We start from the raw sequence: 22,849 nt of genomic DNA on the forward strand, positions 1-22,849 counted from the left end.
GTCAGGAACCAACGATTTGTTATGAAAAGGCAGGTACCGTGACTGTTCAGAATCCGGCGGCTTCGCACGAGCAGAGTCCCGTCATGACTTCGGCCGCAGCAGGGTTGAATCTCAGCGACTCCGTGTACGAGCGTCTGCTTCAAAACCGCATCATTTTCCTCGGTACCCAGGTCGACGACGACATCGCCAACAAGTTGTGCGCCCAGATCCTGTTGCTCTCCGCCGAGGATGCCACTCGCGACATCTCGCTGTACATCAACTCGCCCGGTGGCTCGGTCACCGCGGGCATGGCCATCTTCGACACCATGGAATTCGCCGAGTGCGACATCGCGACCTACGGCATGGGTCTGGCCGCTTCGATGGGTCAGTTCCTGCTCTCGGCCGGTGCCAAGGGCAAGCGGTACGCCCTGCCGCACGCGCGCATCATGATGCACCAGCCCTCGGCCGGTATCGGCGGCAGCGCATCCGACATCGCCATCATGGCCGAGCAGTTCGCGCATACCAAGCGTGAGATGGCCGAGCTCATCGCTCAGCACACCGGCCAGACCGTCGAGCAGATCACCGAGGACTCCGATCGCGACCGGTGGTTCACCGCCCAGGCCGCCAAGGAATACGGGTTCGTGGATCACGTCGTCAGCCGCGCGCAGCAGGCCGGCGGAATCGGCGAGTAAATCGGCCTGTACCGGCGACCTCGATCACTCACATCTTGGAGAAACGATGACAAACCTGTTCGATCCCAACCAGTTGCCGTCCTCGCGGTACATCCTCCCGTCCTTCGTCGAGCACTCCAGCTACGGCGTCAAGGAATCGAACCCGTACAACAAGCTGTTCGAGGAGCGCATCATCTTCCTCGGCGTGCAGGTCGACGACGCGTCGGCCAACGACGTCATGGCGCAGCTGTTGGTGCTCGAGGGGCTCGACCCCGACCGGGACATCACCATGTACATCAACTCGCCCGGCGGATCGTTCACATCGCTGATGGCGATCTACGACACCATGCAGTACGTCCGCGCCGACGTCGCGACCGTCTGCCTCGGCCAGGCCGCCTCTGCCGCGGCAGTCCTGCTCGCTGCCGGTACGCCCGGCAAGCGTGCGGCTCTGCCGAACGCACGGGTGCTGATCCACCAGCCTTCCAGCGGTGGAATCCAGGGCCAGGTCTCGGACCTCGAGATCCAGGCTGCGGAGATCGAGCGCATGCGTCGTCTCATGGAGACCACTCTCGGTCGCCACACCGGTAAGGACCCCGACGTCATCCGCAAGGACACCGATCGCGACAAGATTCTCACCGCGGAGCAGGCCAAGGACTACGGCATCATCGACACCGTGTTCGAGTACCGCAAGCTTTCCGCACAGAAGTAGCACAGCGAGTACCACCGGTCGGGCCGTAGCGGTCCGGCTCGAGTTCCGGCGCCGGGCGCGAGTGAGAAACTCCGCCCGGCGATCGCGATCGACGGCCCGATTTCTGGAACAGACGAAATCGGGTGGCGAATCACCGGAAACAACCCGCCCATGTTCGGCGAACACGGGTAGCGTCGCACCCAAGAACTCGGGCGGTCGATATCGGCACGACGAAAGCCCGGGAAGTAGCCCACGGTGTCTCGGCACAGTCGGACGGCGTGGGGCGTACGCGGACAAGGAAGTAGGAACCTCCGAATGGCACGCATCGGTGACGGTGGCGATCTGCTGAAGTGCTCGTTCTGCGGCAAGAGCCAGAAGCAGGTCAAGAAGCTCATTGCTGGACCAGGGGTGTACATCTGCGATGAGTGCATCGACCTGTGCAACGAGATCATCGAGGAGGAGTTGGCCGAATCGAGCGAAGTCAAGCTCGACGACCTACCCAAGCCCTCCGAGATCAAGGATTTTCTCGAGAATTACGTGATCGGTCAGGATGCTGCCAAGCGCACGCTGGCCGTTGCGGTGTACAACCATTACAAGCGCATCCAGGCCGGTGACAAGGCCCGTGATGTGCGGGGCGAGTCGGTCGAACTGGCGAAGTCCAACATTCTGATGCTCGGACCGACGGGCTGCGGAAAGACGTATCTCGCGCAAACGTTGGCCAAGATGCTCAACGTGCCGTTCGCCATCGCCGACGCCACCGCGCTCACCGAGGCCGGCTATGTCGGCGAGGATGTCGAGAACATCCTGCTCAAGCTGATCCAGGCCGCCGATTACGACGTCAAGCGCGCCGAGACCGGCATCATCTACATCGACGAGGTCGACAAGATCGCCCGCAAGAGCGAGAACCCGTCGATCACGCGGGATGTGTCCGGTGAAGGCGTCCAGCAGGCATTGCTGAAGATTCTGGAAGGAACTCAGGCCAGCGTGCCGCCGCAGGGCGGTCGTAAGCATCCGCATCAGGAGTTCATCCAGATCGACACGACGAACGTGCTCTTCATCGTCGCCGGTGCCTTCGCCGGTCTCGAGAAGATCGTGTCCGATCGCGTCGGCAAGCGTGGTCTGGGCTTCGGGGCCGAGGTTCGCTCGAAGGCCGAGATCGACACCCAGGATCACTTCGCCGAGGTCATGCCGGAGGATCTGATCAAGTTCGGCCTGATCCCCGAGTTCATCGGCCGGCTGCCGATGATCGCGTCGGTCACGAACCTGGACAAGGAATCGCTCGTCACGATTCTGTCCGAGCCGAAGAACGCGCTCGTCAAGCAGTACCGTCGTCTGTTCGACATGGACGGTGTGGAGCTCGAGTTCACTGCCGAGGCCTTGGACGCAATTGCCGATCAGGCAATTCTCCGTGGTACCGGTGCTCGTGGACTTCGCGCGATCATGGAAGAAGTGCTGTTGCCGGTGATGTACGACATCCCCAGCCGCGACGACGTGGAGAAGGTTGTCGTCACTGCAGAAACGGTCAACGACAACGTGCTGCCGACCATCGTGCCGCGTAAGCCCGAGCGGCCGGAACGCCGCGACAAGTCGGCCTGACCCAGTCGCCGATTCGACGAAAGAGCCCCGATCATCGAGATGATCGGGGCTCTTTCGTCGTTCGGAAAGTCAGCCGAGGCTCATTACGTGGGGCTGTCGATCGACTGCCTTGAATCGTTCGGACACCAGTGGGTCGTGACCGGGCACGATGTGATCGGGACCGTCGGCCAGTTCCTGGATTCGGTCGAAGGCTCCGAACATGTCCGGGAGGTAATGCAGGATCGCGAACGGGTTGTCGGACTCGATGTTCTCGTAGAAGTGGCTCGCGTCCGACGCCAGCACGATGTTTCCCCGCGCTGTGCGTACTCGGACAACCTGCATGCCGGCGGTATGGCCGCCGACGGAGTGCACCGACAGACCGTCCAGCAGTTCACGATCTCCGTCGACGAGGTCGAGTCGCGTGCTCGCGGCCACGTGATCGATGTCCGGTCTGGAATGCAACCATCGCTCCTGTTCGATGCGCGTTGCCCACGGACCGTTCCAGTACTCGAGCTCGCGCCGCTGTACGACGTAGCGGGCTCGGGGTAGATCTGCCACGACCCCGGTGTGGTCGTAGTGCAGGTGCGTCAAGACACAGAGATCGATGTCGCCGGGCGCGATACCCAGACCGCCGATGATCTCGAGCGGGGAGCCGAAGTAGTCCAGTCCCTGCATTCCTTCGGCGGTGGAGGGGGCGAGCCCGGCGTCGATCAGAACGGTGTCGGTCTGAGAGAGGGCGAGCCACACGTAGTAGGCAGTGGGGTGTGGCTCGCCGCCACGGTTATCGGGATAGTGGAAGTGTGTGCTGCGCAGTGCAGTTCGAGTTGCATACTGCACGGCGAACACTCGCCACTGCCCCGGGGTATCCGGACGTTCTGCATTGATCATCGACGGTCACTGCGAGTTCGCGGTGGCGGTTGCATCGACGGTACGAGGCTTCGTGCCGAGCTCGTCGGTGGGCGTGCGGAACGTTTCTTTGGAGGTGGAGACGATGGCGACGTTGATCGCGCAGAAGACGGCGGTGACGATGGCGACCGGTAGCCAGGCACCGATCTCGGCACCGGCGATCGCTCCGGCGATGGTGGGTGCGAATCCGGCGATGGCGAAGCCGATCTGGGTACCGAGGGCGGTGCCGGTCAGACGCACCCGAGCCGGGAACATCTCGCCGTAGAACGAGGGCCAGACTCCGCCGGTAGCACTGTGGACGAATCCGAACATCACGATGCCGAAGACGAAGATCAGCGCGTAGCTACCGATCGAGATGGACCAGAGGTAACCGAACATGAGGATGGCGCAGCCGATCGATCCGAACAGGAACACCGGCTTGCGGCCGACGCGGTCGGAGAGCGAACCGAAGAAGGGGAGCGAGAACAATGCGACGACGTTGGCGAGCACGCCGACCCAGAGCATCGGAGTGCGTTCGAGGCCAACGGTATTGACGGCATACGAGAGGGCGTAGACGGTGAAGATGGTGCTGACCGAGGCGATGACAGCGGCGAACATGACGCGAAGAACTGCGCGCCAGTGGTCGGCCAGCAGTTCGGCCAAGGGCAGGCGCTGCGGTTCGTTGGACGCAACCTCTTCCTCGAACACCGGGGTCTCGTCGAGCGAACGGCGGATGAGGAACGCGGCGACGACGACGAATGCGCTGAGGAAGAACGGGATTCGCCAGCCCCAGCTGAGCAGCTGCTCTTCGGGAAGCATCGCGACGGGGAGGAATACGGCGGTGGCGAGAATCTGGCCGCCCTGGGTACCGCTGAGTGTGAAGCTGGTGAAGAACGCGCGGCGGTTGTCCGGGGCGTGCTCGAGTGTCATCGAGTTTGCGCCCGCCTGCTCACCGCCGGCAGAGAATCCCTGCGCGAGTCGAAGCAGAACGAGGATGATCGGCGCAGCGATTCCGATGGACTCGTACGACGGGAGAACACCGACCCCGAGGGTCGCGACACCCATCAGCAGGACGGTGGCGACCATGACCTTCTTGCGGCCGTAGCGATCACCGATGTGTCCGAGCACCAATGCTCCGAGCGGACGCGCAAGGTAGCCGACGCCGAATGTCGCCAGGGCCAACAGTGTGCCGGTGGCGGGATTCGATCCGGGGAAGAACACACGGCCGAATACCAGGGCGGCCGCCGTGCCGTAGATGAAGAAGTCGTAGTACTCGAGCGCGCTGCCCACCCATGCTGCGGTGGCGGCTTTGCGCGGGTTCGCACCCGGTCGAAGGGGTGTGGGGGTCGGTCCGGCTGTAACGGGATCCATCGTCGTTCGTCTCTCTTCGTGTGACGGGGGGAGCTGAGGTGCCCTTCGACACTGCGATCCAGCCGACCGGATCGCTAATGTACGAAATAGTTAAAACGAGGCGCTCCTAGATACTGAACGTGATCCATGCCACGTGTCAACCCCGGATGAGATTCGAAGGACTCGGCGAGCCTGTCAGGGGGTCGGTTTGGTGAGAAACGCGATGATCATGTCGCCGAGCATGGAGCGCAGTCGTTCTCGATGTGCCGGGTCGGTGAGGTCGCGACCGAACAGGGCCTCGAAGGTGTAGCGATTGGACAGCCGAAACACACAGAAACTGCTGATGGCCATGTGGATGTCCAACGCGTCGACGTCGGTACGAAACAGCCCGTCGGCCTGACCGCGCTCGAGAATGCTGGCCAACAGCTCGGCCGCGGGGTTGCCGAGATTGCTCAGTGCCTCCGAGGTGCCGATGTGCTCGCCGCGCAGGATGTTCTCGGTGGACACCAATCGGATGAAATCGGGATTTTGTTCGTGGTGATCGAAGGTGAGGGACGCGATGGCGCGAATGGCCTCGACCGGTCCGAGTCCTTCGACGTCCACGGCTCGTTCTCGCTCGCGAATGCGCAGGTAGGACCGTTCCAGAACGGCCTTGTACAGGCCTTCCTTGTCGGTGAAGTAGTAGTACAACATTCGTTTCGTCGTGTGCGTCCGCTCGGCGATCTCGTCGATGCGGGCACCGGCGAACCCCTTGTCCGCGAACTCTTCGGTAGCTACCTCGAGGATGTTGTGCCGGGTCAGGTCGCTGTTGCGGCGACGTTTGACGGCCGGTCCGCTGCTGTCGTCGGACGAGGCGGTTGCACGCGGAGGCATGGATCAACTCTATCGCCGTCGATTGTGCGGAAAAGGTTGGGCGCGGGGCGACGGCGTAGTACCGTCGATCTAACTCACCAATTAGTACATTAAATTGCTAGGAGATCGAGATGCCGGAATCCGTGCTCTGTGGACTGATCGGGACGGGTATCGGCAAGTCGCTCACGCCCGCCATGCACGAGAAGGAAGGCGTCGAGCAGGGGCTGAACTATCTCTACCGCATCATCGATCTCGACCGACGTGGGCTGACTGTCGAGGATCTGCCCCGCCTGGTAGCGACGGCTGCCGACCTCGGATTTCGTGGACTGAACATCACTCACCCGTGCAAACAACGCGTCATCGGTTGCCTCGACGAGCTCTCCGACGACGCGGCCCGACTCGGGGCCGTCAACACGGTGGTGTTCGCGGACGGCCGAGCCGTCGGACACAACACCGACTGGTCCGGATTCGATCGCAACTTCGGCCGCGGGTTGCCCGGTGCCGACCTCGCCGATGTGGTCCAACTCGGTGCAGGGGGAGCAGGCGCAGCCGTCGCGTACGCCATGGCGCGCCGCGGCGCAGCCACACTCACCTTGGTGGACGCCGATCCTGTTCGAGCGCAGCAACTTCGAGATTCCCTGGCGGCGATGTTCCCCGATGTCGAGATTCTCTCGGCCGGCCTCGATCGGCTCGGCGGCGTCCTCGAAACCGCGACCGGGCTGGTGCACGCGACCCCGATCGGAATGGTGGAGCACCCTGGATCGGCCGTGCCCGAGCACCTCTTGGATCCGCGCATGTGGGTGGCCGAGGTGGTCTATCGTCCGGCGGAGACCGAGTTGCTCTCGGCCGCAGCCAGAGTCGGTTGTCGAACGCTCAGCGGAACCGGGATGGCCGTATTCCAGGCCGCCGATGCATTCGAGATCTTCACCGGCCGCACCGCCGATGCCGATCGCATGATCGCCCACATGAGTTCGTTGATCGAGCTGGAGGATCGCATCGCCGCCACTGCGATAGCCGGAGCGCTCGCATGAGCGCCGTCGCGACGTCCGTCGCCACGGTCTCGCTCAGCGGATCGCTCGACGAGAAGATGCGTGCCATCGCCGATGCCGGGTTCGACGGCTTCGAGGTGTTCGAGCCGGATCTGATCAGCTCACCCGATCTCCCCGAGGACATCGCGAAGAAGGCCGCCGATCTCGGCCTGACTCTCGATCTTTATCAACCGTTTCGGGACGCAGACTCGGCAGACCCGGATCAGTTCGCCCGCAACCTCGTTCGCATCGAGCGCAAGTTCGACGTGATGGAGCAATTGGGATGCGATCTACTGCTGGTGTGTTCCTCGCCGCTGGCCGGGGCCGTGCGCGAGGACGACCTGCTGATCGAACAGATGGCGATTCTGGCCGAGCGTGCGCACCGGCGCGGAATGCGATTGGCGTACGAGGCGCTGGCCTGGGGCACCCACGTCGATACCTACGGTCATGCCTGGGACATCGTTCGACAGGTCGACCATCCGGCACTCGGCACCTGCCTGGACAGTTTCCACATCCTCTCCCGCGGTGACGATCCCGCGGGAATTCGCGACATACCGGGCGAGAAGATCTTCTTCCTCCAACTGGCCGACGCACCTCACCTGGTGATGGACGTGTTGCAATGGAGCCGCCACCATCGGTGTTTCCCCGGGCAGGGCAACTTCGATCTTGCTCGCTTCGGAGCGGACGTGGTGGCCTCCGGCTACACCGGACCATGGTCGCTCGAGATCTTCAACGACGTCTTCCGGCACTCCGACACCGGGCGGACGGCATCCGACGCCCATCGCTCGCTGCTGTACCTGCAGGAGCAGGTGCGCGGCATCGAAACACCCTCTGCAGAAACAGATCTCTTCTCGCCTCCGCCGCCCGGTCCGATCGAGAACGTCGTATCCCTGCGGATAGCGGCGGGGCCGGCGAAGGCAGCGCAGCTGGGGACCGTTCTGCGCCAGTTGGGTTTCGACCTGACGGCCGCGCACAGCGAACACGGACTGTCGTTGTTCACCCAGGGGCCACTGGCGGTGGCGGTCGACACGACCGTGGACACTTTGTGGACTGCGCCCGGCGTCCCGGCCCACCTGCCCGCGTTGGCTCAGATCGGCGTCCGTAGTGAGCGCCCCGACCTGTGGCTCACTCGGGCCCGCGCTCTCGGCGTCACCGCATCCACCGTCACCATGCCGGGTGTTGCGGACGCGACCGACGCGGTGGTGCGCCTTGCAGTGACCGGCGCAACCTCGCTCGACCTGCGCACCCGAGACAGTGCGGGTGCCTGGCAGTCGGCGTTCGACCTGGCACCTCGGGTGACGGAACGCCATGACGCCTGTGTCTCGCACGTCGACCACATCGCTCTGGCCGTACCCGCCGAGAGCTGGGACGGCGTGATGCTCTTGCTGCGTTCTGTGTTCGGCATGGTGCCCCGCGACGGGCAGGACGTCGTCGACGCGATCGGCCTGGTGCGGAGCCAGGCCCTCACGCTGGACACCGCAGGCGGCACGATTCGGCTCTCGCTCAACATGGTTCCCGGCCGTCCGTCCGACTCGGACCCGTTGCCCGCCGCCCGCCGCGGAGGCGTCGGACACGTGGCGTTCGGATGCGAGGACATCTACGCTGCGGCGTCGGCGATGGTCGACCGCGGCCTCACCCCGTTGCGTATCTCTCCCAACTACTACCGCGATCTCGACGCGCGATTCGAACTCGGATCCGACACCTTGGACGCGATGCAACGCCTGGGAATTCTGTACGACGCGGACGCGTCCGGCGGGGAGTTCTTCCACTTCTTCACCGGAACCGTCGGCGACGATCTGTTCTTCGAGGTGGTCCAGCGAACGGGTGGCTACGAGGGCTACGGGGAGACCAACTCCGCGGTGCGACTGGCGGCTCAGCTGCAGGAGTGACGCCCGCAGGCAGCCGGCCGCCCGTCGCCGTGGATCAGGTGAGGCGCTCGAACACCGCAGCCAGACCCTGGCCACCGCCGATGCACATCGTCTCGAGTCCGTAGCGGACCTCGCGGCGATCCATCTCGCGAAGCAGGGTGGCGAGAATGCGAGCTCCGGTTGCACCGACAGGGTGTCCGAGCGAGATGCCGGAACCGTGCGGGTTCAGTCGAGGGTCGTCGGATTCGATGCCCCAGGAACGGGTGACGGCGAGGGCCTGGGCAGCAAATGCCTCGTTGAGTTCGATGATTCCCATGTCGTCGAGGCTCAGGCCGAGCCGTCCGAGTGCCTTCTCGCTGGCGGGCACCGGCCCGATCCCCATGGTGCGCGGAGCAACTCCGGCGACACCCCATCCGGCGAGTCTGGCGAGGGGCCGAAGACCCAGTGCGGCAGCCTTGTCCGGGGTGGTGACGATCGCAATCGCGGCACCGTCGTTCTGACCGCTGGCATTTCCCGCCGTCACCGTCGATTCGGGATCGATCGACGCGCGAATCGCCTTCAGCTTCGCGAGTGACTCCACCGTGGTGTCGGCACGGGGATGTTCGTCGGTGGTGACGAGGAGTGGATCCGACTTACGTTGGGGGACAGACACTCCGATGATCTCTTCGGCGAACACCCCGCTGTTCTGTGCGGCCACTGCGCGACGGTGGGACTGGACTGCCAGCGCATCCTGGTCTGCACGGCTGATCGAGAACTCGGCGCGGAGGTTCTCTGCGGTCTCGATCATGCCGCCGGGCACCGGAAAGTTCTTGCCGCCTGCGGTCACTCGTGCCCGAGCGAGTCGGTCGGACAGGGCCACCGCCTCGGCTTTGACGCCCCAGCGCATGCCGGTGGCATAGAACTCGGTCTGGCTCATGCTCTCGACGCCGCCCGCCAGAACCAGATCGTTGCCGCCCGACTGCACCTGCATGCAGGCCTGGAGTATCGCTTGTAGGCCTGAGCCGCAGCGCCGGTCGACCTGCATGCCGGGGACGTCGATACCCAGGTCGGCGTCGAGTGCTGCGATACGTCCGATCGCCGGCGCATCGCCGTTGGGCGACGCCTGGCCCAGGATCACGTCATCGATGTCGGCTCCGGAAATGCCGGTTCGAGCAACGAGTTCCGCGATGACCGTGCCGGCCAGGGCTTGGGCGGAGATATCGCGGAACTGACCGCCGAAGCGGCCGACCGGGGTTCGAAGGGGCTCGCAGATCACGGCGTCAGGCATGGTTGTTTCCTCGCTTGTCGTTGGGTCCGGTACTCACCCGGAGCAGGTCGGTCTCGATGGCGCGGGTGGCGTCGAGCAAGGCCGGGAGTAGTTCGGTGCGGACTTCGTCTGCGGAATGACGCGCAGCTTGCGTCGAGACGTTCGCCGCCGCGACAACCACGCCGTTGCTGTCGTGGATGGGTGCGGCGATCGATCGCAGGCCCTCTTCGAGTTCCTGATCCACCAGACAGAAGCCCTCGGTCCGTACTCGTTCGAGTTCGCGTCCGAGGGCAGCCGCCGAGGTGAGCGTCTTACCGGTCAGTGCAGTCAGCTGGATTCGGTCGAGGTATGCCGCGCGCTCGTCGGCCGGTAGACCGGCCAGCAACACGCGTCCCATCGAGGTGGCGAACGCGGGGAATCGCGTACCGATGTTGATTCCGACGGTCATGATGCGGCTCACCGGAACTCGGGCGACGTACACGACGTCGTCACCGTCGAGAATCGACACGGAGGACGATTCGCGTACCCGTTCTGCGAGAGCCTCCAGATGCGGTCCGGAGACTTCCGGTAGGGACAGGCTCGACAGATAGCTGTACCCCAGTTCGAGCACGCGCGGGGTGAGCCAGAACATGGAACCATCGGTTCGGACATATCCGAGCTCGACGAGCGTGAGCAGAAACCGTCGAGCAGTGGCGCGAGTGAGTTCGGTTGCTCTCGCGACATCGGAGAGCGTCCGACGCGGATGCTCGGCGTCGAACGCTCGAATCACCGCAAGACCGCGGCCGAGTGATTGAACGTAGTCCGAGGACGGCGACGGCGCGTCGGCGTTCACGAGCTACCCGAATCGGTCTCGGCGATGGCCGCGTTCGCCAGGCCGAATGCGCTGTTGCTGTTCGGAACTCCCGCGTACACCGCGGTGTGCAGAAACACCTCGGCCAGTTCGTCCGGTGCCAGTCCTGCGCGCAGCGCTGCCCGAATGTGCATATCGAGCTCGTGCTGGTTGCCCACGGCCGTCAGAATCGCCAGGGTCAGGAGTCTGCGGGTGTGGTGGTCGAGTCCGGGGCGGCTCCAAATGTCACCCCATGCGGTGCGGGTGATGAAATCCTGGAACGGCGCGGTGAATTCGGTTCGCGCGGAGATGCTTCGGTCGACGTGAGCGTCGCCGAGGACGCTGCGCCGCACCGCCATGCCGGTGTCGTGGGCCGCCGCCCGGCCCGCTGCGTACGGATCCGATCCGATGTGCGCGGCAATCGCTGCGGTGACGGGTCCGGCCTGCTCGACGTTGGCCAAGTGTGCTGCAGGGTCGAGTACTCGGAACGTCGATCCGGTGACACCGTCGGCGATGATCTTCAGATCCTCGGGGGTGGTCGAGGGGTCCTGACGGCCTGCGATCACGAGGGTCGGGGAACTGATTCGACCGAGGTCTGCGCGAGAATCCCAGTCGGACAACGCCTCACAGCATGCCGCGTAGCCCTCGTCGGAGGTGTCGACGATCATCCGCCGATGCCGTTCGACGAGATCGGCGTCGCGACCGGCGAGTTCGGGAGTGAACCACCGGTCGAGTACTGCGTCGGCCACCGAGGCCGTTCCGCCCGCGCGGACCGTGGCCGCGCGATCGAGCCACTGCGCGGGCTCACCGAACTTGGCTGAGGTGCACAGCAACGTCAGAGTTCGCACTCGCTCCGGTCGATGGATGGCGATCCACTGCGAGACGGCACCGCCGAGCGAGAGGCCGACTATGTGAACGCGCTGCAGATCCAATGAATCCAGCAGGGCCAGGACGTCTTCGGCCAGATCCGCGACGGAGTACGGGCCAGTGGGCACCGGGGATGCCCCGTGCCCACGCAGATCGACGGCGAGTACTCGCAGCGACGCGGAGAGCGGGCCGACCTGCGGGTTCCACATCGATCGATCGGAGCCGAGGGAGCCGATCAGCACGACTGTCTCGGCGTCGGTGCCCGGTCCTTCGACGAGTCGGTGAGCCAGTGCGACGGTCATCGTGAGTCCTTCGAGTCTGAGGTGTTGTCGGTGTCGAGAGCGAGCTCGGCCAGGATGGTGTCGACCAGATCGGATGCGTGGCCGAGATACCCGGCCGGGTCGAGCAACTCGCGCACCGTCGACGGTGCGAGAAATTCGGTGATCGCAGGGTCGGTGTCCAACGGTGCTCCGGCAGCACATCGAGCGGTCACGATGTCCCGGGCATCGTTCGTATGGTGCGACAGAGCTGCCGTGACACGTTCGGCGAGAAGCGCTCCGCCCGTCGCGTCGAGATTACGAGCCATCATCTCGGGATGTACGTGTACGCCGCCGAGGCTGCTGGCGATGCGGTGTGCTGCGCCCCCGGTGAGGCGCAGCAGGTCGGTGATCGTCTCCCACTCGGCGTGCCATGCTCCCGCGGCGCGTTGGTACTCGTGATCCATGTTCGAGAGCACCGTCGATACTGCCCCCGGCACCCGGCGGGCCGCGGCGCGAGCCGTGATGGCCGCAACAGGGTTTCGCTTGTGCGGCATGGCCGACGATCCCCCCGGCGCGTCCTCGGACAGCTCGCCGAGCTCGGTGGCGGACATGGACACGATGTCCCCGGCGATCTTCCCGATCGCCCCGGCGGCCGTGCCCAACGCGCAGGCGAGATCCGCGATCGGCGTGCGCTCGGTGTGCCAGGGCGCGACCTGCGGAGCCAGTGACAGTTCGGCGGCCAGCGCGGCGGCGATGGCCGGGCCGTGCGGATGTACGGCCGCGAGAGTGCCTGCGGCTCCTCCGTATTGAACCGAACATGCTCGCCGAACGGCTGTCAGGCGGGTGCGCGCACGATGCAGCCCCGCCCCCCAGTTCGCGGCGACGAGGCCGAACGTGGTGGGCAGCGCCTGCTGGCCGAGCGTGCGCGCCGCCATGGGGGTGGTGCGATGATTCAAGGCTAAATCGCGTGCAGCGCGGCACGCGTCGTCGAGCGAGGCTTCGATGGCGGCGAGCGCATCGCGCGAGATCAGCATCAGTGCCGTGTCCATGATGTCCTGGCTGGTGGCACCGGGATGCACTGCACTCCCGGGAACTGCGGACGGCGACACCGCGGTCCGCAGCATCTTCACCAGCGCGATGACGGGGTTTCCGCCGGCGGCCGCATCGAGCCCGAACTGCGTGATGTCCAGCGACGAGCCGAGCTCCGCGGCTGCAGCGGCGACGACGTCCGCGTGGTCGGCATCGACCAGTCCGACCGAGGCCGCGGCACGCGAGAGTGCAGCTTCCACGTCGAACATCGCTGTCATCCAGGCGCGGTCGCCCACGAGTGGTGCGATGGAGTCGCTGCCGAACGTGGGATCGAACAGTGCACCTCGTTCGGATGCCATTGTCCTCCTTCGCGAATCGTTCGTCACAGTTCGAAGAACGGAGTCTCGTCGCCGTCCGGGTCGGTGTTCTGCAACACGATATCGAGGTGATAGCCGCCGTCGACCGACCGTGCGACGAGTCTGGCACGCTTGTGCTCGGGCAATGCGGACAACACCGGATCGACGGCGTTGGCCTCGGCCTCGTCGGGGAAGTACACCCGCGTCACGATTCGTTCGAGCATTCCACGGGCGAAGATGCCGACGTCGATGTGCGGAGCCTCGACGGCGTCGTTCTCGGCGGGTAGCGGTCCCGGCTTGATCGTCGTGATCGTCATCGTCCCGGTCTCGTCGGCGAACGCGCGCCCGAATCCGCGAAAGCCCTCGACTCGTGGCGCAACTGCGCCCCGTGGGTCGTCGGCATGATCGAACCGGCCGTCGGCATCGGCTTGCCAGGTCTCGATCATGGCGTCGGACATAGGGGTTCGCGAGCCGTCGATCAACGTGAACGTCACCGTGACGGCACCGTCCGTGCCCGGCGGCACCACATGTTCGCCGTCGGGCCACAGCAGTCCGATGTGGACGTACGGGCCCACCGTCTGGGACGGGGTCTGTCCGAAGGGGGCGGTGGTGAAGTCGGCTCCGGTGACCACGGGGTAGCGCGGCGCGAATTCTGGGTCAGTCATCGTGGTCGTCTTCCTCGAAGGGGGTGGCGTTTCGGCCGCGCAGCACGATGTCGAACCTGAAGCCGAGTGCCCAGTTCTCCTGTGTTGCTTCGTAATCGAACGTGCTGATCATGCGAGCGCGAGCGTCTTCCGGTGCGGCGTTGTAGATCGGATCCTGGAAGAACATGGGATCGTCCGGGAAGTACATCTGGGTCACCAACCGTTGGGTGAACGCCTGTCCGAACAACGAGAAGTGAATATGGGCGGGACGCCACGCATTGTGATGGTTGCCCCAGGGGTATACGCCCGGCTTGATCGTGGTGAATCGGTAACGGCCCTGCTGGTCGGTGAGCACTCGGCCGACTCCGTCGAAGTGCGGATCCAGTGGTGCCGGCCAGCGGTCACCGGTGTGTCGGTATCGCCCGCCCGCGTTGGCCTGCCACACCTCGACGAGCGTGTTGGGGATTGCCTTGCCGTCGCTGTCGAGTACTCGGCCGTGCACGATGATGCGCTGACCCAGTGCTTCACCGCCGTTCGCCAGAGTCAGATCGGCATCGGCGGCGGTGATCCGCCCCTCGCCCAGTACCGGTCCGGTGATCTCGGTGAGTCGCTGGGGAAGCAGCGTCAATGGCTGCGCTGGGTGTCGCAGAGCCGTGGTGCGGTACTCGGCGAAGTCTCGCGGAGCGTTGGTGCCCGCTTGATCCCGATAGTCGGGCGGGAGATGAAGCATCGAAGGTTCCTCACGATCGTGGTGATCTACGCAATAGCTACCCTACGGAAGTGTTCGCATAGTGGCAAGATGTTCACATAACGCACGAATTCGGGTAGCGTGGATCTCATGTTGGACAAAGTCGTGGCCAGCGCCACCGAAGCCGTATCGGACATCCCGGACGGATCCTCGCTCGCCGTGGGGGGATTCGGACTGGTCGGAGTGCCGGAAATCTTGATCGACGCAGTACTCGCGCAGGGCGCCACCGATCTCGAAACCATCAGCAACAACTGTGGAACCGACGGATTCGGTCTGGGAGTGCTGTTGGCACAGCACCGCATTCGTAGAACGATCAGCTCGTACGTCGGGTCGAACAAGGAGTTCGCGAGGCAGTACCTGTCCGGCGAACTCGAAGTCGAACTCACGCCCCAGGGCACTCTTGCCGAACGACTGCGCGCCGGCGGCGCCGGAATCCCTGCCTTCTTCACTCCGGCAGGTGTCGGGACGCAGGTTGCGGACGGTGGGCTCCCGTTGCGCTACGACGGCAGCGGCGGAATCGCCCTGGCCAGTCCGCCGAAAGAGACACGCGAGTTCGACGGCCTGACCTATGTGCTCGAGCGCGGCATCGTCGCCGACTACGCACTCGTGCACGCGTGGAAGGGCGATCGACACGGGAACCTGGTGTTCCACGCCAGTGCGCGAAACTTCAATCCACCTGCAGCAGAGTCGGGGCGGATCACGATCGCGCAGGTCGAGCATCTCGTGGAGCCCGGCGAGATCGGGCCGGACGAAGTGCACACTCCGGGCATCCACGTGCAGCGGGTGGTCCACGTCGGACCGGTTCAGGTCGGCATCGAGCAGAGGACGGTACGAGCATGAGCGAGAAGATGACCCGCGAACAGATGGCTGCTCGGGTGGCACAGGAACTCGGTGACGGACAGTACGTGAACCTGGGCATCGGAATGCCCACGCTCGTGCCCAACTACATCGCCACCGACATCTCGGTGATCCTGCATTCCGAGAACGGAGTCCTCGGAGTCGGCCCGTACCCCACCGAGGACGAGCTCGATCCCGAGGTCATCAATGCAGGCAAGGAAACCATCACAGTCCTTCCTGGTGCCTCCTACTTCGACTCCGCGCAGTCGTTCGGAATGATCCGTGGCGGCCAGGTCGACGTGGCAGTCCTGGGTGCGATGCAGGTCAGTGCCACCGGTGATCTGGCGAACTGGATGATCCCCGGACACATGGTCAAGGGCATGGGCGGCGCGATGGATCTGGTGCACGGAGCGCGGCGCGTGATCGTCATGATGGAGCACGTCTCGCGCAAGGGTGAGCCGAAGATCCTCGAACAGTGCACCCTGCCATTGACCGGCAAGGGCTGCGTGCACAGGATCATCTCCGACATGGCCGTGCTCGACGTCACCGAGAACGGTCTCCGTCTCGTCGAGACCGCACCGGGTGTGTCCGTGGACGACGTCGTGAACGCGACTGCAGCCGAACTACTGGTCGACGTGATCGCCTGACACCAGTACGCGGTCGGTGCAGGAGTAAAGGTTCATCGACCGACCGCGAAGGAATCCGATGACCGTCAGACCCGACTCGGTCGCCAGATCCACCGCCAGAGACGACGGTGCCGAGACTGCCGCGAGGATCGGTATACCGGCCATCACGGCCTTCTGCGCAAGCTCGAACGAGGCGCGGCCACTGACCATCAACACCATGCCGCGCAGCGGTATTCGATCGTTGGTCACGGCCCAGCCGACGACCTTGTCGACGGCGTTGTGGCGTCCGACGTCCTCGCGCAACACCAGCATCTCACCGTCGGCGGTGAACAGCGCCGCGGCGTGCAGGCCGCCCGTCGCATCGAAGACTTTCTGAGCAGCGCGCAGTGTGTCCGGCAACCCGGCAAGAGTCTCCGAGGTGACGACGACCGTGTCGGCCGCGGGGGAGTGCTTGGTGCGCAGTCGAATTGCATCCAAGGATCCCTTACCGCACACCCCGCACGACGACGTCGTGTAGAAGTTCCGTTCGACGCCCGTCTCCGGGGGAGCGACGCCCTGGGCCAGTGTGAGATCCAAGACGTTGTACGTGTTCGCGCCCTCGTCGTCGACCCCGTCGCAGTAACGAGCTGCAGCGATGTCTGCTCCCGAGGCGATCACGCCTTCGGTCAGCAGGAAGCCGTGTGCCAGCTCCACATCGTGTCCGGGGGTGCGCATGGTCACGGCCAATGCCTTGCCGTCGACCCGTAATTCGAGCGGCTCTTCCACCACCAGGGTGTCCGGGCGCTCGACGCGGTGCCCATCCCGGAGGCGGATCACCGGTCTGCGAGCAGTGATGCGGCCCATCAGTACCGGCTGTCTTCACGGCGAATGCGGTAGTTCATCCTTCGATTGTGGACCTCGGTGTCATCGGTCCGTCGACTCGGTGGCCATAGCCGCCGCCAACGACACCATCCGGGGATGGTCGACGAGATCCTCGACCAGCACACGCCTGCCGTCTGCGTCGGCCAACGGAACCTTCCAGTTCTCGTACTGGGTTTCGTCGGTTCCTGGCTGGTTCTGGATGCGGTGTTCTCCGACAGCGTCCACGAGTGCGACACCGATCAGCAGAGACGGGCTCCGCTGCACGAGTCGATGCAGAGCTTCCACCGTTCGATGATCGTCGGCGGCGGTGTCGGTGTCGAGCAACCCGCGTTCGCGCGCCAGGTCGAGAACGGCCTCGCGCTTGCGTGCATCGACCTCCTTCTCGGCGTCGATGTCGCGTTCGAGCAGGCCGAGACGTGAACGCAGGTCGATGTGTTCACCACGGAGATACCCGGCTGTGGGTGGCAGGTCGTGGGTGGTCACCGAAGTCAGGCAGAGACTGCGGTACTCCTCGGGCGCGATCGGCCCGGACTCGTCGGCTTCGAACCACAGGATCGAGGTGCCGAAAATGCCGCGTTCGGTGAGGTACTCCTGCACCATCGGCTCGAAGACACCGAGGTCCTCACCGACCACCACCGCGCCCGCACGCTCGGCCTCCAGCGCCAGGATGCCGATCAGTGCTTCGTGGTCGTACTCGACATACGTTCCGCCGCCGGCATTCTCGGCCTCCTGCGGAATCCACCACAGACGGAACAGGCCCAGAATGTGGTCGACGCGGATGCCGCCGGCGTGACGAAGGATCGTGCGCAGCATGTCTCGGTACGGGATGTACGCCATCTCTCGCAGGCGGTCGGGATCCCACGGTGGCTGATTCCAGTTCTGGCCCTGCTGGTTGAAATTGTCCGGCGGCGCGCCCACCGTGACGCCCGAGGCGAGCACGTCGCCGAGCGCCCACGCGTCGGCTCCGCCCCGGGCCACACCGACCGCAAGGTCGTGCATGATGCCGATGTCCATCCCCGCGTCGAGCGCACCGCTTTGCGCTGCGGCGAGTTGCTCGTCGCAGATCCATTGCAGCCACATGTGGAAGTCGATGCGATCGGCCAGTTTCGCGCGTTGCTCTCGGACGAAGTCGGTTCGTGGATGCGCCGCCCGATCGGTCCAGACCGGATCCTGAGGGCCGAATTTCTCCGCAAGCGCACTCCATACCGCGAAGTCGCGCAGTCCGGTGCCCTCACGCTCGACGAATGCGCGGTACGCGGATTCGCGAGCCGGGCTGCGTTCGACCTTGTGAACGCGTTCGAGGGCACGAAGTTTCGCCGTGAACGTCCGGTCCCGATCCAGCTTCTTGGTTCGCGTGTTCGCCTTGTCGAACCGTCTTGCTGCGTCGTGGATCTTGCCGAATTGTTTCGGCGAGAGTTGTGCGGTCTCGCGAATGTTCTCGACTCGAATGTAGAGCGAGTTGAAGAATCGACGCGTGGTCGGCAGGTACGGGGATGCCTCGACCGGGGTGGTCGGTCGGTCGGCGTGCAGTGGATTGACGAGAAGGTAGTCGAATCCGTGCTCGCGGCCGGCAATGTCGGCCATGTCCTCGAGATCGGCGAGATCGCCGATTCCCCACGATCGTCGCGATCGCACCGAGTACAGCTGGGTGAGCAGTCCGGTCCGCTGTCGATCAGCCAGTTCTGCGTTGGGCGACAACGACTTCGGTGTGACCACCACGACCGCTTCCGATGTACGGACCGTGTTGTCCTCGCTGATCGTCGTCGCGGTCAGACTGTGCCAGCCGAGCGGGGCGTTGCCGGGAACGACGAAGGTGGCGCGACCGATCAGGTGGCCGTCGACCTCCCGTGGATCGACCCAGACGTCGGCCTGGGTGACATCGATCGACTCACCGTCCTCGGAGACCATCGAGACTTCCACCGGATTGCCGTGCGGCACATGCACCCACACCGCGGAATCGGTGCCCTGCGTGGCCACGACCACCGGTGGTAACAGCCGTCGCCAGGGTGCGTTCTCGATGTCGGCCAGTGCTCGGTCGACGTCCTCGGCCGACTCGGTGGCGTAGCCGCGTGCGGTGAGCACCTGTTGCAGGGTGTCGTCGCTCACTTCGTGTTCGGTGTCGTCCCAGCCCCGATACGAGGTCGAAGTGCCGAGACGTCGGGCGAGAGTGCGAAGTGCCTGCGAGTGATCCACGGTGTCGATCGTGCCAGGTCGCCGCCCGTGCGTCATCCGGGCCACCGGGTCGTTCATCGATCGTTCGTCCGGCTGCGGTGCCGGAAGACCCGGTTCCCGAACTGTGAGGATTGAAACGTGGTCGGCTGGGTAGTCTTGCTCGGCAAACGGTAATTCAGTGCGCGGCGACGATGGGAAGTGCGGATGGCTGGGGTCAGCAAGATCGAAGAACTGGAGCGAGGTTCCGGTGCACCGGTCGAGCTGAGGGTGCGCGCCGAGGCCGACCAGCTTCCGGTGGTACGCGCCGTCGCAGAAACCCTCGTGGTTCTGAGCGACTTCACGCTCGACGACATCGCCGACGTCAAACTGGTCGTCGACGAAGTGTGTTCGCAACTGATCAAGGGCTCGGTGGCGGACTCGGAGCTCTCGTGCCTGTTCTCGCTGAGTGACTCCGGAATCCGGATCGTCGTCACGTCCACGTTGGCTGCCACGTCCGTGCCGAAGAAGGACAGCTTCGGCTGGCACGTTCTGCAAACCCTGACCGACTCCATCGAGCTGCGCGCAGACGACGCAGACGACAGCGATGCGGTTCGCACGGTTGCCATCGACGTGGTCAAGCGGAGGAGCACGATCTAGTGCCGGTGCACGAACGAAGCACGCGGCGAGAGTCCGACGACTACAGCGACGTTGTCGCGCTGATTCAGCAGATGCAGGCGCTCGACGAGAATTCACCGCAGCGCCGAGTGCTGCGCGATCGCATCATCACCCGTTGCCTCCCGCTCGCCGAACACATCGCACGCCGATTCGGCGGTCGTGGCGAAGCCCACGAGGACCTGCTGCAGGTCTCCCGTCTGGGCTTGGTGAACGCAGTCGACCGATTCGACATCGAGCGCGGATCGGACTTCGTCTCGTTCGCCGTGCCCACGATCATGGGCGAAGCTCGCCGCTACTTCCGCGACGCGGGATGGTCGGTTCGGGTGCCGCGGCGCATGAAGGAACTGAACTCGATGATCTCGCAGGCGGTGGGCTCGTTGTCGCAGAAGTTGGGCCGAGCTCCCACAGCCAGCGAGATCGCCGTCGAACTCGGAATCGACGTCAAGGAAGCGTCGCAGGCGCTGCTAGCGCGCAGCGCGTACCAAACCGTGTCGGTCGACTCGGTGGTCAGTGAGGATCGCCTCCCTCTGATGGACACCCTCGGTGCCGACGATCCCGAACTGGAAAAGATGGAGAGCTACCTCGCCGTCCGCCCTGCGCTGGAGAAGCTGCCCGAACGGGAGCGGCGCATCGTGGTGCTCCGCTTCTTCGGGTCGATGACCCAGACTCAGATCGCGGAGAAGGTGGGAATCTCGCAGATGCACGTCTCGCGGATCCTGGCTCGTACTCTCGCCCAGCTCCGAGAGGATCTCGGCGAGGACTGAGGGCAGGAGTGGAGCCCGCGGAACGACCAGAGTGGATGGGCTTTTGGCTAGGCTCGGTGTATGAGTATCTACGACGACGTCGACGAGTACATCGGAGCCCGGCGAGTGACCGATGTGGCCGTGACCGCCGACTTTTCGCGAGTGGTGATTTCCATTGGTGCACTCGATGATTCGCGGACCGAGTACCGAACGTCGTTGTGGGAGCTCGACGTCGACGGCAGGTCACCTGCCCGGCGCATCACCCACGGCGAGTGGGGTGAGAGTGCGCCGGTGTTCACCGCTTCCGGTGATCTGATGTTCTCGCGTCGATCGAACAAGGACGATCCGGCCAGGCTGTGGATTCTGCCTGCCGCGGGCGGCGAAGCGCGACTGCTCGAGACCCGATCCGCCGGGCTGAGCGGGATCAAGGCCGCTGGTTCGGAGGCCGTACTCGTCGGATTCTCCTCGGTATTCGGCTCGTCGAGCACCGAGGAGGACGACGACGCTCTGCGCACCGAGCGCACGGCCAACAAGGTGAATGCGATTCTGCACACCGGTGTTCCGGTGCGCTACTGGGATCACGATCTGGGTCCGGCGACTCCACACCTTTTCGTGGGATCGTCGGACGGTTCGACAGGACTGCGTGACCTCACCCCGGATGCGCGCACAGGGCTGCACGAAGCAGCCTTCGATGTCAGCGCCGACGGTTCGTTCGTCGTGTCCACCTGGGTCGTTCCCGGCCCGCTCGGGACGGTGCGGACAGTGCTGGTGCGCATCGAGATCGAGACGGGGGAGCGGACCACGATCGTCGACGATGCCGATGCCGATCTGGGAGCCCCGGCGATTTCACCCGACGGCGGGTCCGTGGCGTTCGTGCGCGAGTCGATCTCCACCCCCGAGGATGCGCCGCGAATGACATTGCAGCGGTACGACTTCGGCGACTCTTCGGTCTCCGATCTCGCGGCCGGTTGGGATCGGTGGCCGAGCGACCCGGTGTGGCTGCCGGACGGATCAGGATTGCTGGTGACCGCAGACGACGACGGCCGGTCGCCGATCTTCGTCGTCCGCGACGGTGCAGAACCGCGTCGGCTCACACAGACCAGCGATGCCTACACACATGTGCACGTGTCCTCGGACGGCACCAGGGTGCTGGCGCTCGCCGCCTCGTATCTGGCTGCGCCGCATCCGGTGTCGATCGAGCTGTCCGACGGTGCCGTCACTGCATTCGACACCGGCATCGACCACAGTCCGTTGCCCGGAACTCTCACCGAGATGGACACGATCGTCGCCGACGGTGCCCGGGTACGCGGTTGGCTGGCACTGCCGGTCGGGGCATCCGAGCTCGAGCCCGCTCCTTTGTTGCTGTGGGTGCACGGTGGCCCGCTGAGTTCGTGGAACACGTGGTCGTGGCGCTGGAATCCGTGGCTGATGGTCGCTCGTGGGTACGCGGTGTTGCTGCCCGATCCGGCGCTGTCCACCGGTTACGGCCAGGAGTTCGTGCAGCGAGGTTGGGGGGCGTGGGGCAAGGCCCCGTTCACCGATCTGATGGCGTTGACCGACGTTGCCGTCGCACGGCCGGACATCGACGACACCCGCACCGCTGCCATGGGCGGGTCCTTCGGCGGGTACATGGCCAACTGGATAGCGGGCCACACCGATCGGTTCGACGCCGTGGTCACCCATGCGAGTCTGTGGGCGCTCGATCAGTTCGGACCGACGACGGACGCGCCGTGGTACTGGGCGCGGGAGATGTCTCCGGAGATGGCCGTGGAGAATTCCCCACACCTGTTCGTGGCGGACATAGCGACGCCGATGCTGGTGATCCACGGCGACAAGGACTATCGCGTGCCGATCGGCGAGGGCCTGCGGCTGTGGTACGAGCTGCTCAGCGAGTCGGGTCTGCCGGCCGACGACGAGGGCAACACCGAGCATCGATTCCTCTACTTCCCCGCCGAGAACCACTGGATCCTGAGTCCCCAGCACGCCAAGGTCTGGTACGAGGTCGTGCTGGCATTCCTGGCGCAGCACGTGCTGGGCGAGAGCGCGTCGATGCCGCGAATCCTCGGCCACTAGAATCGCCG

At 64.8% G+C, this 22,849-nt stretch carries 21 protein-coding genes; 10 read left to right on the plus strand and 11 right to left on the minus strand.

Going from position 1 to position 22,849, the window contains the following annotated elements:
* Positions 1-38: 38 nt before the first annotated feature.
* The 3 genes from ACQR3T_RS19030 (at position 39) to clpX (ending at position 2,934) form a co-directional block, all read left to right on the plus strand.
* Positions 39-671 carry an ATP-dependent Clp protease proteolytic subunit gene (locus ACQR3T_RS19030; protein WP_032379221.1) on the plus strand — a complete coding sequence of 211 codons (633 nt, stop codon included), beginning with the start codon at positions 39-41 and terminating at the stop codon, positions 669-671.
* Positions 672-717: 46 nt separating this feature from the next.
* Complete coding sequence (locus ACQR3T_RS19035; protein WP_008715342.1) at positions 718-1,359, plus strand: ATP-dependent Clp protease proteolytic subunit; 642 nt, start codon at positions 718-720, stop codon at positions 1,357-1,359.
* A 294-nt stretch (positions 1,360-1,653) separates the two neighbouring features.
* Positions 1,654-2,934: an ATP-dependent Clp protease ATP-binding subunit ClpX gene (clpX, locus tag ACQR3T_RS19040; RefSeq protein ID WP_032379220.1), complete on the plus strand. Its 1,281-nt coding sequence runs from the start codon at positions 1,654-1,656 to the stop codon at positions 2,932-2,934.
* Between the two features lie 69 nt (positions 2,935-3,003).
* On the opposite strand, the gene ACQR3T_RS19045 is transcribed toward clpX, so the two are convergent.
* From ACQR3T_RS19045 to ACQR3T_RS19055, 3 genes are all read right to left on the minus strand, one after another.
* Positions 3,004-3,801 (minus strand): N-acyl homoserine lactonase family protein, encoded by a 798-nt coding sequence (locus ACQR3T_RS19045; RefSeq protein WP_428694504.1) that lies wholly within the window; start codon positions 3,799-3,801, stop codon positions 3,004-3,006.
* 6 nt (positions 3,802-3,807) lie between these two features.
* Positions 3,808-5,169: an MFS transporter gene (locus ACQR3T_RS19050; RefSeq protein ID WP_052065833.1), complete on the minus strand. Its 1,362-nt coding sequence runs from the start codon at positions 5,167-5,169 to the stop codon at positions 3,808-3,810.
* 174 nt (positions 5,170-5,343) lie between these two features.
* Positions 5,344-6,021, minus strand: coding sequence for a TetR/AcrR family transcriptional regulator (locus ACQR3T_RS19055; RefSeq protein ID WP_428694505.1), 678 nt, complete (start codon positions 6,019-6,021; stop codon positions 5,344-5,346).
* A 110-nt stretch (positions 6,022-6,131) separates the two neighbouring features.
* On the opposite strand from ACQR3T_RS19055, the gene ACQR3T_RS19060 reads away from it, so the two are divergent.
* Together ACQR3T_RS19060 and ACQR3T_RS19065 are read left to right on the plus strand one after the other, a co-directional pair.
* Positions 6,132-7,031, plus strand: a complete 900-nt coding sequence (locus ACQR3T_RS19060; RefSeq protein ID WP_428694506.1) for a shikimate dehydrogenase — start codon at positions 6,132-6,134, stop codon at positions 7,029-7,031.
* Positions 7,028-8,917 (plus strand): TIM barrel protein, encoded by a 1,890-nt coding sequence (locus tag ACQR3T_RS19065; protein WP_428694507.1) that lies wholly within the window; start codon positions 7,028-7,030, stop codon positions 8,915-8,917. The genes ACQR3T_RS19060 and ACQR3T_RS19065 overlap by 4 nt, the downstream gene beginning before the upstream one ends.
* Positions 8,918-8,951: 34 nt before the next feature.
* On the opposite strand, the gene ACQR3T_RS19070 is transcribed toward ACQR3T_RS19065, so the two are convergent.
* From ACQR3T_RS19070 to pcaH, 6 genes are read right to left on the minus strand one after another with little or no spacing between them, the layout of a single operon-like run.
* On the minus strand, positions 8,952-10,163 hold the full coding sequence (locus ACQR3T_RS19070; protein ID WP_428694508.1) for an acetyl-CoA C-acetyltransferase: 1,212 nt from the start codon (positions 10,161-10,163) through the stop codon (positions 8,952-8,954).
* On the minus strand, positions 10,156-10,974 hold the full coding sequence (locus ACQR3T_RS19075; RefSeq protein ID WP_428694509.1) for an IclR family transcriptional regulator: 819 nt from the start codon (positions 10,972-10,974) through the stop codon (positions 10,156-10,158). Before ACQR3T_RS19075 ends, ACQR3T_RS19070 begins: the two co-directional genes overlap by 8 nt.
* Positions 10,971-12,140: a 3-oxoadipate enol-lactonase gene (gene pcaD, locus ACQR3T_RS19080; protein ID WP_428694510.1), complete on the minus strand. Its 1,170-nt coding sequence runs from the start codon at positions 12,138-12,140 to the stop codon at positions 10,971-10,973. Before pcaD ends, ACQR3T_RS19075 begins: the two co-directional genes overlap by 4 nt.
* Positions 12,137-13,486, minus strand: coding sequence for a 3-carboxy-cis,cis-muconate cycloisomerase (gene pcaB, locus ACQR3T_RS19085; RefSeq protein ID WP_428694511.1), 1,350 nt, complete (start codon positions 13,484-13,486; stop codon positions 12,137-12,139). The genes pcaD and pcaB overlap by 4 nt, the downstream gene beginning before the upstream one ends.
* 23 nt (positions 13,487-13,509) lie before the next feature.
* A complete protein-coding gene (gene pcaG / locus ACQR3T_RS19090; protein ID WP_032379212.1) occupies positions 13,510-14,148 on the minus strand; it encodes a protocatechuate 3,4-dioxygenase subunit alpha in 639 nt (212 codons plus the stop codon).
* Positions 14,141-14,857, minus strand: a complete 717-nt coding sequence (gene pcaH / locus ACQR3T_RS19095) for a protocatechuate 3,4-dioxygenase subunit beta (protein ID WP_428694512.1) — start codon at positions 14,855-14,857, stop codon at positions 14,141-14,143. Before pcaH ends, pcaG begins: the two co-directional genes overlap by 8 nt.
* A 108-nt stretch (positions 14,858-14,965) precedes the next feature.
* Between pcaH and ACQR3T_RS19100 the strand changes: the two genes are divergently transcribed.
* Together ACQR3T_RS19100 and ACQR3T_RS19105 are read left to right on the plus strand one after the other, a co-directional pair.
* Positions 14,966-15,715: a CoA transferase subunit A gene (locus ACQR3T_RS19100; protein WP_196249160.1), complete on the plus strand. Its 750-nt coding sequence runs from the start codon at positions 14,966-14,968 to the stop codon at positions 15,713-15,715.
* On the plus strand, positions 15,712-16,359 hold the full coding sequence (locus tag ACQR3T_RS19105) for a CoA transferase subunit B (protein ID WP_032379210.1): 648 nt from the start codon (positions 15,712-15,714) through the stop codon (positions 16,357-16,359). The genes ACQR3T_RS19100 and ACQR3T_RS19105 overlap by 4 nt, the downstream gene beginning before the upstream one ends.
* Here ACQR3T_RS19105 and fdhD read toward each other — a convergent pair.
* Positions 16,336-17,181 carry a formate dehydrogenase accessory sulfurtransferase FdhD gene (gene fdhD / locus ACQR3T_RS19110; RefSeq protein WP_428694513.1) on the minus strand — a complete coding sequence of 282 codons (846 nt, stop codon included), beginning with the start codon at positions 17,179-17,181 and terminating at the stop codon, positions 16,336-16,338. The genes ACQR3T_RS19105 and fdhD overlap by 24 nt on opposite strands.
* A 60-nt stretch (positions 17,182-17,241) precedes the next feature.
* Complete coding sequence (malQ, locus tag ACQR3T_RS19115; RefSeq protein ID WP_428694715.1) at positions 17,242-19,428, minus strand: 4-alpha-glucanotransferase; 2,187 nt, start codon at positions 19,426-19,428, stop codon at positions 17,242-17,244.
* Between the two features lie 147 nt (positions 19,429-19,575).
* Here malQ and ACQR3T_RS19120 point away from each other — a divergent pair, with 147 nt between their 5' ends.
* Genes ACQR3T_RS19120 through ACQR3T_RS19130 form a run of 3 tightly spaced genes read left to right on the plus strand, consistent with a single transcriptional unit; the run spans position 19,576 to position 22,841 of the window.
* Positions 19,576-20,007: an ATP-binding protein gene (locus ACQR3T_RS19120; protein ID WP_428694514.1), complete on the plus strand. Its 432-nt coding sequence runs from the start codon at positions 19,576-19,578 to the stop codon at positions 20,005-20,007.
* Entirely contained in the window at positions 20,007-20,789 is a 783-nt protein-coding gene (locus ACQR3T_RS19125; RefSeq protein WP_032379207.1) for a SigB/SigF/SigG family RNA polymerase sigma factor, read from the plus strand. The genes ACQR3T_RS19120 and ACQR3T_RS19125 overlap by 1 nt, the downstream gene beginning before the upstream one ends.
* Before the next feature lie 60 nt (positions 20,790-20,849).
* Positions 20,850-22,841: a prolyl oligopeptidase family serine peptidase gene (locus ACQR3T_RS19130; protein WP_428694515.1), complete on the plus strand. Its 1,992-nt coding sequence runs from the start codon at positions 20,850-20,852 to the stop codon at positions 22,839-22,841.
* The last annotated feature ends 8 nt before the right edge of the window (positions 22,842-22,849 follow it).

Origin of the sequence: Rhodococcus sp. IEGM1428, from assembly GCF_050321865.1 — a bacterium.
Lineage (GTDB): Bacteria > Actinomycetota > Actinomycetes > Mycobacteriales > Mycobacteriaceae > Rhodococcoides.